The sequence below is a fragment of the Mucilaginibacter phyllosphaerae genome (assembly GCF_004378255.1).
GTDB classification, from domain to species: domain Bacteria; phylum Bacteroidota; class Bacteroidia; order Sphingobacteriales; family Sphingobacteriaceae; genus Mucilaginibacter; species Mucilaginibacter phyllosphaerae.
Genome location: NZ_SNQG01000002.1, coordinates 649,288 through 662,124, shown reverse-complemented (window position 1 = coordinate 662,124; position 12,837 = coordinate 649,288). Strand labels below are relative to the sequence as shown.

The 12,837-nt window shown below is 43.7% G+C and carries 12 protein-coding genes and 1 tRNA gene; 8 read left to right on the top strand and 5 right to left on the bottom strand.

Annotated elements, in window-relative coordinates; all coding sequences use genetic code 11:
• Window positions 1-640 precede the first annotated feature (640 nt).
• Window positions 641-714, top strand: a tRNA-Ala gene (locus tag E2R65_RS07800).
• A gap of 73 nt (window positions 715-787) precedes the next feature.
• On the opposite strand, the gene E2R65_RS07795 is transcribed toward E2R65_RS07800, so the two are convergent.
• Window positions 788-3,028: a sodium-translocating pyrophosphatase gene (locus tag E2R65_RS07795; protein ID WP_134335915.1), complete on the bottom strand. Its 2,241-nt coding sequence runs from the start codon at window positions 3,026-3,028 to the stop codon at window positions 788-790.
• 148 nt (window positions 3,029-3,176) lie between these two features.
• Here E2R65_RS07795 and E2R65_RS07790 point away from each other — a divergent pair, with 148 nt between their 5' ends.
• The 4 genes from E2R65_RS07790 (at window position 3,177) to E2R65_RS07775 (ending at window position 7,723) form a co-directional block, all read left to right on the top strand.
• Window positions 3,177-4,613, top strand: coding sequence for an APC family permease (locus E2R65_RS07790; protein ID WP_134335914.1), 1,437 nt, complete (start codon window positions 3,177-3,179; stop codon window positions 4,611-4,613).
• A complete protein-coding gene (gene dacB, locus E2R65_RS07785; protein ID WP_134335913.1) occupies window positions 4,585-6,000 on the top strand; it encodes a D-alanyl-D-alanine carboxypeptidase/D-alanyl-D-alanine endopeptidase in 1,416 nt (471 codons plus the stop codon). The genes E2R65_RS07790 and dacB overlap by 29 nt, the downstream gene beginning before the upstream one ends.
• A gap of 178 nt (window positions 6,001-6,178) precedes the next feature.
• On the top strand, window positions 6,179-7,018 hold the full coding sequence (locus E2R65_RS07780; RefSeq protein WP_134335912.1) for a bifunctional helix-turn-helix domain-containing protein/methylated-DNA--[protein]-cysteine S-methyltransferase: 840 nt from the start codon (window positions 6,179-6,181) through the stop codon (window positions 7,016-7,018).
• Between the two features lie 108 nt (window positions 7,019-7,126).
• Window positions 7,127-7,723, top strand: coding sequence for a tetratricopeptide repeat protein (locus tag E2R65_RS07775; protein ID WP_134335911.1), 597 nt, complete (start codon window positions 7,127-7,129; stop codon window positions 7,721-7,723).
• 51 nt (window positions 7,724-7,774) lie between these two features.
• On the opposite strand, the gene E2R65_RS07770 is transcribed toward E2R65_RS07775, so the two are convergent.
• A complete protein-coding gene (locus E2R65_RS07770) occupies window positions 7,775-8,731 on the bottom strand; it encodes an MBL fold metallo-hydrolase (RefSeq protein ID WP_134335910.1) in 957 nt (318 codons plus the stop codon).
• Window positions 8,732-8,759: 28 nt separating this feature from the next.
• Between E2R65_RS07770 and E2R65_RS07765 the strand changes: the two genes are divergently transcribed.
• Complete coding sequence (locus tag E2R65_RS07765; RefSeq protein WP_134335909.1) at window positions 8,760-9,065, top strand: hypothetical protein; 306 nt, start codon at window positions 8,760-8,762, stop codon at window positions 9,063-9,065.
• Window positions 9,066-9,068: 3 nt separating this feature from the next.
• On the opposite strand, the gene E2R65_RS07760 is transcribed toward E2R65_RS07765, so the two are convergent.
• A complete protein-coding gene (locus tag E2R65_RS07760) occupies window positions 9,069-10,163 on the bottom strand; it encodes an AI-2E family transporter (protein WP_134335908.1) in 1,095 nt (364 codons plus the stop codon).
• A 232-nt stretch (window positions 10,164-10,395) separates the two neighbouring features.
• Between E2R65_RS07760 and E2R65_RS19960 the strand changes: the two genes are divergently transcribed.
• On the top strand, window positions 10,396-11,040 hold the full coding sequence (locus E2R65_RS19960; RefSeq protein ID WP_134335907.1) for a CatB-related O-acetyltransferase: 645 nt from the start codon (window positions 10,396-10,398) through the stop codon (window positions 11,038-11,040).
• A 53-nt stretch (window positions 11,041-11,093) separates the two neighbouring features.
• On the top strand, window positions 11,094-11,270 hold the full coding sequence (locus tag E2R65_RS19715) for a DUF6496 domain-containing protein (protein ID WP_183500321.1): 177 nt from the start codon (window positions 11,094-11,096) through the stop codon (window positions 11,268-11,270).
• A 43-nt stretch (window positions 11,271-11,313) separates the two neighbouring features.
• Here E2R65_RS19715 and E2R65_RS07750 read toward each other — a convergent pair whose 3' ends face one another.
• Both E2R65_RS07750 and E2R65_RS07745 read right to left on the bottom strand, forming a co-directional pair.
• Window positions 11,314-11,826 (bottom strand): hypothetical protein, encoded by a 513-nt coding sequence (locus E2R65_RS07750; RefSeq protein WP_134335906.1) that lies wholly within the window; start codon window positions 11,824-11,826, stop codon window positions 11,314-11,316.
• Window positions 11,827-11,852: 26 nt separating this feature from the next.
• A complete protein-coding gene (locus tag E2R65_RS07745; RefSeq protein ID WP_134335905.1) occupies window positions 11,853-12,833 on the bottom strand; it encodes a Gfo/Idh/MocA family protein in 981 nt (326 codons plus the stop codon).
• Window positions 12,834-12,837: the final 4 nt, after the last annotated feature.

Genomic DNA, 12,837 nt, shown 5'->3' with positions numbered 1-12,837 from the left:
GTGCTGAACAATTAAATATGATACACCTTATTTAGTTTCAATACTTTAAGTATAAAATTTATCTATATAAAAGTATTTTATTAAACATATTGAATTAAATCGGCCTAATTACTACTTATATGCACCAAAATCAATCAAACAATCATGCAAAACCATAAAAATTTCTTTCTTTCGACCATAAAAAATTCAAAATGGAAAGCATTCATTAAATTCCAAGCAGAATAAAGATAATTAACAAAATTTAACATTTAAATTAACATTAATTTAAACATTTATTAAATAGATTATGTTATAATTGCAAATGCAATAAAGGAATTCAAGCATAGAATTAAAAGTTACAAAAAAATTACAAATTAATTCTTTGCAATTAAAAAGTTAGTGTTACTTTTACACTATTAAAAATAATAAAATAGTCTTCTCATAATTTAGGTTTATAATTGGTTAGTAAAGGCCCCTGCCCATCAGGGGCTTTACTTTTTTACAATATTTCCATTACCCTATTAACGCAGAAAACGTAATCCTTTTATTTCTTACGAAAAAGCATACCATGCTATAGTATTAATATCAAAAATATAATTCAAAAAAAGTTGCACTTGAGTTTTAAGTTACTATTGTAAATGATATATTTGCAGCCCGCAACGGGGGATTAGCTCAGCTGGCTAGAGCGCTTGCATGGCATGCAAGAGGTCATCGGTTCGACTCCGATATTCTCCACAAGCAATAGAGGCCGTATCATAAAAATGATACGGCCTCTGTATTTTAACCCTGCCGGATTTTAGTGATAATATTAGATCTTTTTATCTGCATGGATCTGGTGCACATTCATCGATTGCACCTTTTCTTGCTTCTGCATCATTTTATTGGTAGCATCCGCCGTGTTTAAGTGCGGCGCAATAACCAAGGATACAATAGACATCAGCTTGATCAGGATATTCATAGACGGGCCAGAAGTATCCTTGAACGGATCGCCCACGGTATCGCCTGTTACCGATGCTTTGTGCGGTTCAGATTTTTTGTAATAGATCTCGCCATTGATCTCCACCCCTTTCTCAAATGATTTTTTGGCGTTATCCCAGGCACCACCTGCGTTGCTTTGGAAGATGCCCATTAACACACCCGATACGGTAACACCAGCCAGCAAACCGCCCAATACCTCGGGGCCGAACAAGAAGCCGATAACAATAGGCGTGATCAAAGCGATGAGGCCAGGGGCAACCATCTCGCGGATAGAGGCTTTGGTAGAGATTTCCACGCATTTTTCATACTCGGGGCGGGCTTTGTATTCCATAATACCCGGGATCTCGCGGAACTGACGGCGAACTTCCTCAACCATGGCCATAGCCGCACGGCCCACTGCCGAGATACACAATGCCGAGAAAATGAACGGGATCATCCCCCCCACAAATAAACCTGCCAACACGTTGGCTTTATAAATATCAATGTGCTCGATACCAGCCACACCCACAAAGGCTGCAAATAAGGCCAGTGAGGTTAACGCAGCAGATGCAATGGCAAAGCCTTTGCCTGTTGCCGCAGTAGTGTTACCTACCGCATCTAAATTATCTGTACGGCCGCGTACTTCTTCGGGTAGGCGGCTCATTTCGGCTATACCACCGGCGTTATCCGCAATAGGTCCGAAGGCATCAATAGCTAATTGCATAGCGGTGGTTGCCATCATACCGGCGGCTGCAATAGCTACACCGTATAATCCCGCAAAAAAGTAAGACCCGTAAATACCTGCTGCCAGCACAATAATAGGCAGTACGGTAGATTCCATACCTACAGCTAAACCGCCAATAATATTGGTTGCATGCCCCGTAGCCGATTGCCTGATGATGCTCATTACCGGGCGTTTACCCATAGCGGTATAATATTCGGTAATGATAGACATGAGTGTGCCCACTACTAAACCTACCAGGATAGAACCAAATACACCGTTTTTAGTAAACACTAACGAACCGGCTTTAATGGCACCCGAGGCATCTTCGTCACGCACCATGTGGAAACTATCGGCAGGCAACATCCATTGCACCAAAAAATAAGTAGCAATTGCTGTTAAAATGATAGATGCCCAATTACCTAAATTCAGGGCGGCCTGTACGCTATCGGTTTCTTTTTTAATTTTCACCAATGATGCACCCACGATAGAAAATATCAAACCTAAACCGGCAATAACCATCGGCAGTAAAACCGGGGCAATACCACCAAAGTTATCATGAGATACAATTTCGCGGCCCAGTACCATGGTAGCCAGCATCGTAGCCACATAAGAACCGAACAAATCGGCGCCCATACCGGCAACGTCGCCTACATTATCACCCACGTTATCTGCAATGGTAGCAGGGTTACGCACGTCATCTTCCGGGATACCTGCTTCAACCTTACCTACTAAATCGGCACCTACGTCGGCTGCTTTGGTGTAGATACCGCCGCCAACACGCGCAAATAAAGCGATAGACTCGGCACCTAACGAAAAGCCTGCCAATACATCCAATGCTTTAGCCATAGCTTCTCCGTTAACATTTTCGCCTTTGCTGGTTACATACATAGTGTAAAACACAATGAATAATGAGCCTAAGCCGATAATAGCCAAACCTGCAACGCCCAAACCCATCACCGTACCGCCCGTAAACGACACTTTTAGGGCCTGCGCCAGGCTTGTTTTAGCCGCCTGCGTGGTACGCACATTTGATTTTGTAGCGATGCGCATCCCCAGGTAACCTGCAAATGCAGAAAGAAAAGCGCCGATCACAAATGATATCACGATAACCGGGCTTGATTTGTCCCCAACCGTTGTACCGCTCCATGCTAATAATATACCTGCCACCACTACAAAGTAGCTTAGTATTTTCCATTCTGCGCGCAAAAACGCCATTGCCCCATCTGCAATGTAGCCCGCCAGTTGGTTCATAGAGGCATCGCCTGTTTCCTGTTTGGTAACCCATGCCGATTTGATGGCCATCACGACGATCCCTACCAGTCCGAAAACAGGGATCAGATAAATTAAGTAAGTGTTCAAAAGATCCATAAGCTATAATTAGTTGTTTATAAGTGTGCGGTACTGCTGCGCAAAGCGCTGTTTATAATTTGGTTGTCGCAAAATAGTAAATTAATTTCTTTACAATAGCCTGTCAATTTAAAGTTTTTGATAGTTTAGTAGTTTAAACTAAACCCTAATGTTAAAAGACACTGCTCAACCCAAATTAAAACACGAATTAAGCCTGCTCGACGGCACCATGCTGGTATCAGGTTCTATGATAGGCTCCGGTATATTTATTGTAAGTGCCGATATAACCCGCAACGTGGGTTCGGCCGGCTGGCTGATAGCCGTTTGGATCATCACCGGCTTTATGACACTTACTGCAGCCCTAAGCTATGGCGAATTAAGCGCTATGTTCCCTAAGGCGGGCGGCCAGTATGTTTATCTTAAAGAGGCGTACAATAAATTAATAGCCTTTTTATACGGTTGGAGCTTTTTTGCCGTGATACAAACCGGCACTATAGCGGCTGTTGGTGTCGCCTTCTCTAAGTTTACCGCTTATATGATACCGGCAGTAAGCGAAGATAATATTTTATTCGATGCGGGTTTTACCAAGATAAGCGCAGCACAGGTAGTATCCATTGTACTGATTGTTTTACTAACCTACATTAACACCAGGGGGGTAAAGGGTGGCAAGCTGATCCAAACTACTTTTACCATGACCAAACTGATCAGTCTTTTTGGTTTGATAGGTTTTGGCTTTTTGGCCTTTAAAGGCGATATCTGGACTGCCAACTGGACCAACGCCTGGGATTTACATAACCTGAACAAAGACGGCAGCGTAACCGCCCTAACTGCAGGTACAGCCCTGGGGGCTATTGCAGCAGCCATGGTAGGTTCTATCTTCAGTAGTGATGCCTGGAACAGCGTAACCTTTGTAGCCGGCGAAATGAAAAATCCTAAACGCGATGTGGCCTTAAGCATGATGTTTGGTACCATTATCGTAACGCTGATATATGTATTGGCCAATGTGGTGTACACCGGCGTACTGTCCCTGCATGAAATTACCATTGCCGATAAAGACCGTGTGGCCGTAGCAGCATCGCATGTTATTTTTGGCAATGTGGGTACGTATATTATTGCGGTGATGATCATGATCTCGACCTTTGGTTGTAATAACGGGCTGATACTATCAGGCGCACGTGTGTATTACACCATGGCTAAGGATGGCGTGTTCTTTAAAAAGACAGGTACCTTAAACCGATATGGCGTACCGCAGTTTGGCTTATGGATCCAGGCGGGTGTTGCATCGTTATTATGCCTAAGCGGCCGCTACGGCGACCTGCTGGATATGATATCATTTGTAGTGGTGATATTTTACATGCTTACCATTGCCGGTATTTTTATTTTACGTGCTAAACGCCCGGATGCAGAAAGGCCCTATAAAGCAATAGGTTATCCCATCCTACCTGCTATCTATATCGTTATGGGTATTGCATTTTGCATTTTGCTATGCATCTATAAATGGCAATATCCCGTTTACGGTTTAGTTATTGTTTTAGTAGGCATACCGCTTTATTATATATCACAACGCAACGTTACGCATGAGGATAAGCCCGAAGTACTTAGTTAGTTTTTTATTTATAGCCAACATTGCGGGCGCGCAAAGCCTGCAGCAAAACCTACAAAAAGCGTTTACCCGCCTGCAGCAAGATAGCCAGTGCCGGTATGCATCGGTATCCTTAACAGTGCTGGATGCCAAAACCGGCGAACAGGTTTTTGCCGCCAATCCGGATATGGGCCTGGCTCCCGGCTCTACCTTAAAAACGGTTACCAGTATCACTGCTTTTAATGTTTTAGGGAAAGATTACCAGTACCAAACGCAATTAGGTTATACCGGCACCTTGGGTGCAGATGGTACATTGAATGGCAATATCATCATCAAAGGCAGCGGCGATCCTACCCTGGGCAGCTGGCGCTGGGCCACCACACGCGAGGGTGTGGTTTTAAATACCATGGTTACCGCGCTTAAAAAAGCGGGCATCAAAAAAATAAACGGACGTGTTATTGGCAATAACGGTAATTTTAAAAGCCAGTCTGTTCCCGATGGATGGATCTGGCAGGATCTGGGCACTTATTATGGCGCAGGTATTGCCGGGCTTTGCTGGCGCGAAAACCAGTTTGATATTCTGCTGCGCACAGGTGCTATGGGTAACACGATTGGCATAGCCGGTACCTATCCCGAAACCAACTACCTCCAGTATAAAAGCGAATTAACCAACGGCGCCGCCAAAACCGGCGACCTGGCTTATCCCTACTTGCCCGCTTACGGCAGCAAGGTAATGTACCTGCGCGGCACCTACGCTATCGACCAGACCAAGAAACGCGTTGCAGCCGCCATCCCTGATCCTGCTTATGATGCCGCCCTGCGCCTGAATAATACATTGAAACGGATTGGCATTACCGTAAGCACCGAGCCTACATCATCGGTTATGCTGGCAGATAAAGGGCAAACTGTAACAGCGGCTACTACCAATGTTACCAGTATTTTATCGCCCGAGTTAAGCAAGATAGTTTACTGGCTTAACCAAAAAAGCGTAAACCTGTATGCCGAGCAGCTATTGGCAACCATGGCGGGCAAGGCAGGCAAATCCGTCTCCACAAATGATGGTGTTGATGCGATGAAAGATTTTTGGCAAGCAAAGGGTATCGACAAACGTTCGATGAACATATTTGATGGCAGCGGCCTTTCTCCCGAGGACAGGATCACTACTTCTACCATGGCGCGCATCCTGCAATCTGCACACGGGGCAGCTTGGTTTAATGATTTTTACGAGAGCCTGCCCGTTTATAACGATATGAAAATGAAAAGCGGCAGCATCAACAGCGTGCAGGCCTACGCCGGTTTCCAAACACATGATGGCCGCCAGCTTTGTTTCTCTATCATGGTGAACAACTATTACGGCCCGGGCAGCGGTATCAGGGCTAAGATGTTTAAGGTATTGGATGAGTTGAAATAAGAGCCCCCTAACCCCCTGAAGAGGGAACAGAAAATAGCCACGTCATTGCGAAGTACCTCGCAATGACGTGGCTATTTAATTCTGCTCATCCTTAAATCCCTTAATCGTGTCCAATTCCGCAACTTTCGGGTTTTATGGGCTAAATCACCAACCTACATTTGTGTTATAATCAACAATTATGGAAACACAAAACAATATCAATTATGATCGTATTGCCGAGGCGATAGACTACATAAAACTCAACTTTAAAGCCCAGCCCAACCTGGATGAAGTGGCCGAAAAGGTAAACCTTAGCCCTTTCCATTTCCAGCGTATGTTTACCGATTGGGCCGGCATCAGCCCAAAAAAGTTCCTGCAATACCTCAGCTTAGAATACGCCAAAGGCATCCTGAAAGAACAGGCCACCCTGTTTGATGCCGCGTTTGAAACGGGCTTGTCGGGTACCGGCCGCCTGCACGATCTGTTCATTAACATTGAGGGAATGACACCAGCCGAATACAAAAATGGCGGCAAAGCATTATCTATCAACTTTAGCTATGCCGAAACACCCTTTGGCAATATCCTTGTGGCATCCACCTTAAAAGGTATTTGCTATATGGCTTTCGCTGATGATAAAGACGCCGCCTTTAACGAATTGTATGCGCAGTTCCCCAATGCCAGTTATTACCAGGTGGTAGATCTGGCACAGCAAAACGCCCTACTCTTTTTCAAAAAGGACTGGTCTCAGTTATCCAACATCAAGTTGCACTTAAAGGGTACCAGTTTTCAGTTGAAGGTTTGGGAAGCACTGTTAAAAATCCCGTTGGGTGAGTTGAACACCTACTCCATCGTGGCCAATACGGTACAAATGCCAACCGCCAGCCGTGCCGTGGGCAGCGCGATTGGCGCCAACCCGGTTGCGTTTTTGATACCCTGCCACAGGGTAATTAAATCTACCGGCGAATTTGGGCAATACCATTGGGGCAGCAACCGCAAAACTGCTATAATAGGCTGGGAAGCGGCTCAAACACAATCCTGACTGGAATTTAAACTAATCGGCAATAAACAGGTCCTACCTAAAAACAGCTGTCATTATTTCATTATTCTTGATCCATAATCCGATATTCGCTTTTTTATAAAACAGATCATGTTAAAAAAAATCGTAGTCTTATTTTCTATTTTGCTGGCTGCCGTAACCACCCAGGCCCAAACCGCCGACGAGGTTTATAACAAATACTTCGATTTTAACAAGGCGCGGATGGATCAAAATTCAGACCTTGCCCTTACACTTGGGCAGGATATCATCCCCAATGCGGATAAACTAAAGGCCAATACGCGTTTAAATTTTTACTATGCTATAGGGAATTTGTTTGAGAACGACGGCCAATCTGTAAAGGCCATAGAATTTTACCAAAAAGTTGCCGCCGCCATGCCCGACTATTATGTGGCACAGCGTGCCCTTGGCTATTTATACCTGAAAGATGTACAAGACATCGGCGCAAAGCTGAACGCAGCTCAATCGGATATAAACGAAAATAAAAGGCTAACCCGCTTATACACCATTGCGGCCAAAAAAGCACTCCCTTATTTAAAAAAAGCCCAGGCTTGCGACCCTACCGACGAAACTTTATCTATTATCAAATCACTCTACAAAAATATGGGAGATACGCAGGGGGCAGCAACCTTAAATGCCCGGCTAAAAGTATTATCAAAAAACTGTGTGGACCTGTTAGACGATAAATAAGCCCTCTCCTACTTGTAAAGGATTTAGGTGAGGGTTAACAAGTATCAGCACTTACAGGTTTAAAGCCCGGCCCTGCTGCGGATAGATCAAATTTAATTGAAATTTATTACCGGCTTTTAGCTGCTGCTTTATTTTAATGATACTTTTATGAGGTGGTTTTAGGTGGGTAACTACCATATTAAGCCCTTTTAAAGATGTGCCGCTAAGTGCTTCCAGCTCCTGCATCTCGTTCATCAGCAAATGCGGGGTAAGGTGCCCAAACAGGCTTTTATCCGGCTGCTCGTTAGGGAATGATACTTCTATCATAATAGCCTTAAGGCTTTTGGCCTTTACCAATGGTGCAACAGCCGCCCAAAGGTTATGCAGGTTTTGGCTTTTTTCAACAGCATCGGCGCCGGTATCGCCCAGGTACAACACATAGCTATCCTTACTTTTAATTAAAAACGCAGTACTGGTTAAGTTTGCATGCGCCAGCGGGAATACCTGCACCTGCATATCGGTATTTTCAATAGTGGTTTCCGTACCCGGCTCCAGGGCCTTGTAATGATACTTTTTAAGTTGTGGTGCACCGCCGTCGTCAGCAAAATTCGCCCAGCTTTCCCAGGTAAAATAATGGGTTTTGATGGTTTCGAGCGTGCTTTTTAAACCATAAATATTTTTGGTAGTATCTTCGGGCGAGTTCATGATCATTCCCGCCAAATGATCCAGGTGGGCGTGGGAAATAAAATAACCTTTGATATATCTCCTTAACACCACGCTTTCAGATACTAAAAAAGCTTTGTTGGCCACTGCTTTAGCTATGCCTGCATGGATAGTACCGGCGTCTAAACAGATATAGTTAGCTGACCCTGCAGGAGCCAGCATATAAGCCGAAAGGTTGCTTTCATCGGCACCGCCTAATACCCCCAAAGGCACTATACGGAAGGACGCTACCGGCTTAACCTGCGCCAGCGCAAAAACGGGTAACAGTAAAAATATAAGGATGGATAGTTTGCGATGATTATACATTACGCCAAATTTACTAATTTGCCAGCGAATGAAAACAAGCCAGATAGCCGCTAAAATTGTAACCCGTTTATTCTTCTTTTTACTGCTGATAGCGCTTATACCATTCCTGCAAGGCGACACTGCTAAATTACAGCACCTTTACCTTACCCCCATACATGTATGGACACTGGCATTCCCCATATTACTCATATTGGGTTTTATTGCCTTGCTGGTGATATGCTCTATTAAAAAATTTAGCAAAACAGATCTTAACTGGCTGCTGGTACTTAATACCTTGGTATTAATGGCTTATGCCGTTACTTTATACATCCGCATTTATCAGCTGATTAGTTAATACTTACTCGGTCTTCATTTTTTTCCGTGCCGAATCCTTGTATTCATAATCGCCGCCAAGCAGATAACCCCATGGCTTCAGGCTCTCTATCCGGTCAAATATGATTTTAATAATGGCCATAACCGGGATAGACAGGAACATGCCCGATAATCCCCACACCATTTCACCAATAATAATACCGATGAATGATATCAGTGCATTTAAACGCACTTTTGAACCCACCACAGCAGGCAGCAAAAAGTTAGCATCAACAGCATGTATGCCTATAACACTTACAGCTACGGTAACAGCCTGGCTAAGTGTGCCGGTTGCAAAAGTAACTATGGTACTTAGCAGCAATGCCGTAAAAATACCTATGTAAGGGATGATGTTAAACACACCTACAATAATGCCCAGCAAGGCCGCATATTTAATCCCTATAATATAAAACACCGTAATAGCCATACCCGATACGATCACCATCTCTATCAGCAGGCCTAAAATATATTGGCGTAATATCTTCTGCACGTTCTCTACAATATCAACCACAATGGTTTTATGCTCTTCGCTAAAAACCCAGGTAATAAAACGGAACAGCAAGCGCCTGTAAAACAGTATAAAAAAGGTAAAGATCAGGATAAAAACATAAAACAACAGCAGCGATGATACCGCACCGAAAGTTGTACCCAGCACCGCTGTGCCCGATTCCATAATTTTATCGGCCGTGCTGTTAACATAAGTTAATTGCTTATGTGTATTGATGTGATATGTGTTTTGCACCCAGTCTGACAGGTTGTTGATAGATTGGGTTACCTGTTTTTGCAGCATTGGCCAATCGTTGGCAAGGCTTGATACCTGCGAGCCAATTAAATAAAGCACCCCACCTACAAAACCAACCAGCAATAATATAGATACGAATGATGATGCACTACGCGGCAGCCTGCATTTTTTTTCTAAAAAGTTAGAAACGGGCAACAGCAGTACGGCAAATAAAAAACCGAACATCATAGGGTCGAGAATTTCTTTACCGATTATAATCAGATAAAAAAGCGTACAAAGGCCGATAAGAACAAGGGCTAAACGCTCATAAAAGGGTGCAATCAATTTTTTTACAGACATTGGGGGTATATTTTATTTAGATGCATCAACATTAAGTTTATATATATGTTTTATGCACCTGCATAAATGTTGATTTATTAATGACAAGGAATTATATATTTGCATTATTAATTAATAATTACAACAATGATAGTGTAACCGGCCTGTCAGCTTAATGCTTCTCTAATCTTTACCCCTAAAGACGCGGGCCCGGTGTTGTTAATTATTTCTTTCATTCCATAATTTCACTACGATGCTTAACGGACCAGATCCTGCTGTGCTATACCCTTTAGAACCGCACACAAACCTAGTATTTTTAAAAAACCAGGTAAATAATCCCAACATAATTATAGGCGACTATACCTATTATGCTGACTTTACCGATGCCAGCAACTTCGAAAAAAACGTTTTATACCATTTTGATTTTATTGGTGATAAACTCATCGTAGGTAACTTTTGCGCCATCGCATCTGGTGTTAAATTTATCATGAACGGCGCCAATCACCAAACGCAACCTATCTCTACCTTCCCGTTTGGTGTTTTTGGCAAAGGCTGGGAAAAGGTAAATAATGATGCCGATGTGCGCGCTAAATACCCTAATAAAGGCGATATGATAATTGGCAACGATGTTTGGATAGGTTACGATGCCACCCTGATGCCCGGTGTAAAAATAGGCAACGGCGCTATTATTGCCGCCAAAGCAGTTGTAACTAAAAATGTACCCGCTTATGCCGTAGTAGGTGGCAACCCTGCCAGAATTATCCGGATGCGTTATAATGACCGCCAGGTAGCCCGCCTTAATAAAATTGCCTGGTGGAACTGGAATGCCGAAAAAATAACCAGGCACTTACTGCTCATAAACGCCACAGATATTGATGCCTTAGAGCAGGTATCCTAATAGTTTGGCAAATACTTTGCTCCAAATTGAGTATAAACTTAATTTATACGATCATGACAAAATATTCAGAAAAAGCAGGCGAAAAAGTGGAAAAAACCATGCACGAAATGAAAGAAGGGAAACTAAAGAGCGGCAGTGGTAAAAAAGTTACCAGCAAAAAACAAGCTGTTGCCATAGGCCTGTCTGAATCACGTAAAGAGGGTGCAAAGGTGCCCAAAAAGAAAGATTGATTTTTTAATTAATAACAAGCCCTGTAATAAGCAGGGTTTGTTATTAATTAAAGGCAAATTCATTTTCTATCCAGTATTCCAGCTTACTCTGCTTATCCAGCTGTATAAGTTGTTCAACGTCCTTATCCGGGTTATGGGTAGGCTCGGCTATGTATTTGGCCATAACAGCCTTTAATGCGGCCATATTGGCACTGATCTTATCAAAATTATTTTTATGCTGAATGGTATATTTAGAGTATTGCGCCATGTAAACAAAACCCAGCTGCGGGTTAGCATCCGATAGATCCATAATGGCTTGTTTTAATTCTATCAGCACTACGGGCGAACCTTGCGCCCAGTCTAAAACAAACTGGTTAGCCTTTTCGGCCCTTGCACCTTGTACAGCCCACGGAGTTTGCTGCAGCCAGTCGGCCGTTTTAACGATATCCTGTTCATACTTTTCAAAGTCCTGATTATTGGCAAAATGATAGGATTTAAGAGGCTCGTAACTTTGGGCCGATGCTTTTACACCCGCCGCCAAAGTAAATAATAAAGCTGCCCGGATTACCCTTTTCATTTTTTATTATGCTGATGCTAAATTAATTATATTTTTTGAGCGATGGTAAACGAATCCATTATTTTCATTAATACCACAGCTTCATCAATAGTGCAGGGATTGGGCCCTTCGCCTTTAAAGTAGGCCACTATTTTGGTGATCATCGGCTGTTGGATGTGTTCGGGATGTACAAAGCTAACCGTATTTTCACCCTCTTCATTCTTACAGGTTACAAATGTACCAAAAAATGGAAACGTGATCTTCCCTTTAGTGCCGATGATCTCGCAGCTATCAACAGCCTCGCTTTGGGCAACGTTAAAACACCAGGAGCCGTTTACCACAACCTTATTTTTAAACAGTATCTGCCCGCAAACATGGTCGTCTGCCGGGCTAAAACCACCCTGGTTTAAACTAAAGCCGGCAGATTGTTGCGGTTCGCCAAAATAGTAAAGCATCAGGTCCAGCTGATGCGGGGCCAGGTCATGAAAATAGCCGCCGCCAGAAAATTCCGGCTGAAGGCGCCAGTTATTTACATCGGCCTGCGCATCCGGGTTGGGGTATTTCCACATTCTTATCTGCACGGTGCGAATTTCGCCTATGGCGCCGCTATCTATCAAATTTTTAACGTGCAAAAACATAGGCAGCGCACGGCGATAATGGGCAACTGTTAATTTGGCCCCGCTTTCGCGCACGGCTTCAGCTATGGCCTGCGCTTCCTGCGCGTTGCGGGTAACGGGTTTCTCCACATAAATATTCAGGCCCTTTTTAATCGCGCGCAAAGCATAATCCAGGTGCGAGGCAGGCGGCGTAGCTATCGAAACGGAGTTAACCTGCACATCGTTCATCAGGTCTTCGGCATCGCTGTACCATTTATCAACGTGATGGCGTTGGGCGTAATCCGCTGCCTTTTCGGCATCGCGGCGCATCACGGCAACCAGTTTACTATCTGCTATTTTATTATAAGCTTGCCCGCTCTTTTTTTCGGTTACGTTGCCGCATCCTATAATGCCCCATTGTATCATGCTCATATCC

Coding starts and splice junctions, on each gene's coding strand:
- E2R65_RS07795 (WP_134335915.1), bottom strand. CDS start 3,028: ATGGATCTTTTGAACACTTACTTAATTTATCTGATCCCTGTTTTCGGA.
- E2R65_RS07790 (WP_134335914.1), top strand. CDS start 3,177: ATGTTAAAAGACACTGCTCAACCCAAATTAAAACACGAATTAAGCCTG.
- dacB (WP_134335913.1), top strand. CDS start 4,585: ATGAGGATAAGCCCGAAGTACTTAGTTAGTTTTTTATTTATAGCCAAC.
- E2R65_RS07780 (WP_134335912.1), top strand. CDS start 6,179: ATGGAAACACAAAACAATATCAATTATGATCGTATTGCCGAGGCGATA.
- E2R65_RS07775 (WP_134335911.1), top strand. CDS start 7,127: ATGTTAAAAAAAATCGTAGTCTTATTTTCTATTTTGCTGGCTGCCGTA.
- E2R65_RS07770 (WP_134335910.1), bottom strand. CDS start 8,731: ATGTATAATCATCGCAAACTATCCATCCTTATATTTTTACTGTTACCC.
- E2R65_RS07765 (WP_134335909.1), top strand. CDS start 8,760: ATGAAAACAAGCCAGATAGCCGCTAAAATTGTAACCCGTTTATTCTTC.
- E2R65_RS07760 (WP_134335908.1), bottom strand. CDS start 10,163: ATGTCTGTAAAAAAATTGATTGCACCCTTTTATGAGCGTTTAGCCCTT.
- E2R65_RS19960 (WP_134335907.1), top strand. CDS start 10,396: ATGCTTAACGGACCAGATCCTGCTGTGCTATACCCTTTAGAACCGCAC.
- E2R65_RS19715 (WP_183500321.1), top strand. CDS start 11,094: ATGACAAAATATTCAGAAAAAGCAGGCGAAAAAGTGGAAAAAACCATG.
- E2R65_RS07750 (WP_134335906.1), bottom strand. CDS start 11,826: ATGAAAAGGGTAATCCGGGCAGCTTTATTATTTACTTTGGCGGCGGGT.
- E2R65_RS07745 (WP_134335905.1), bottom strand. CDS start 12,833: ATGAGCATGATACAATGGGGCATTATAGGATGCGGCAACGTAACCGAA.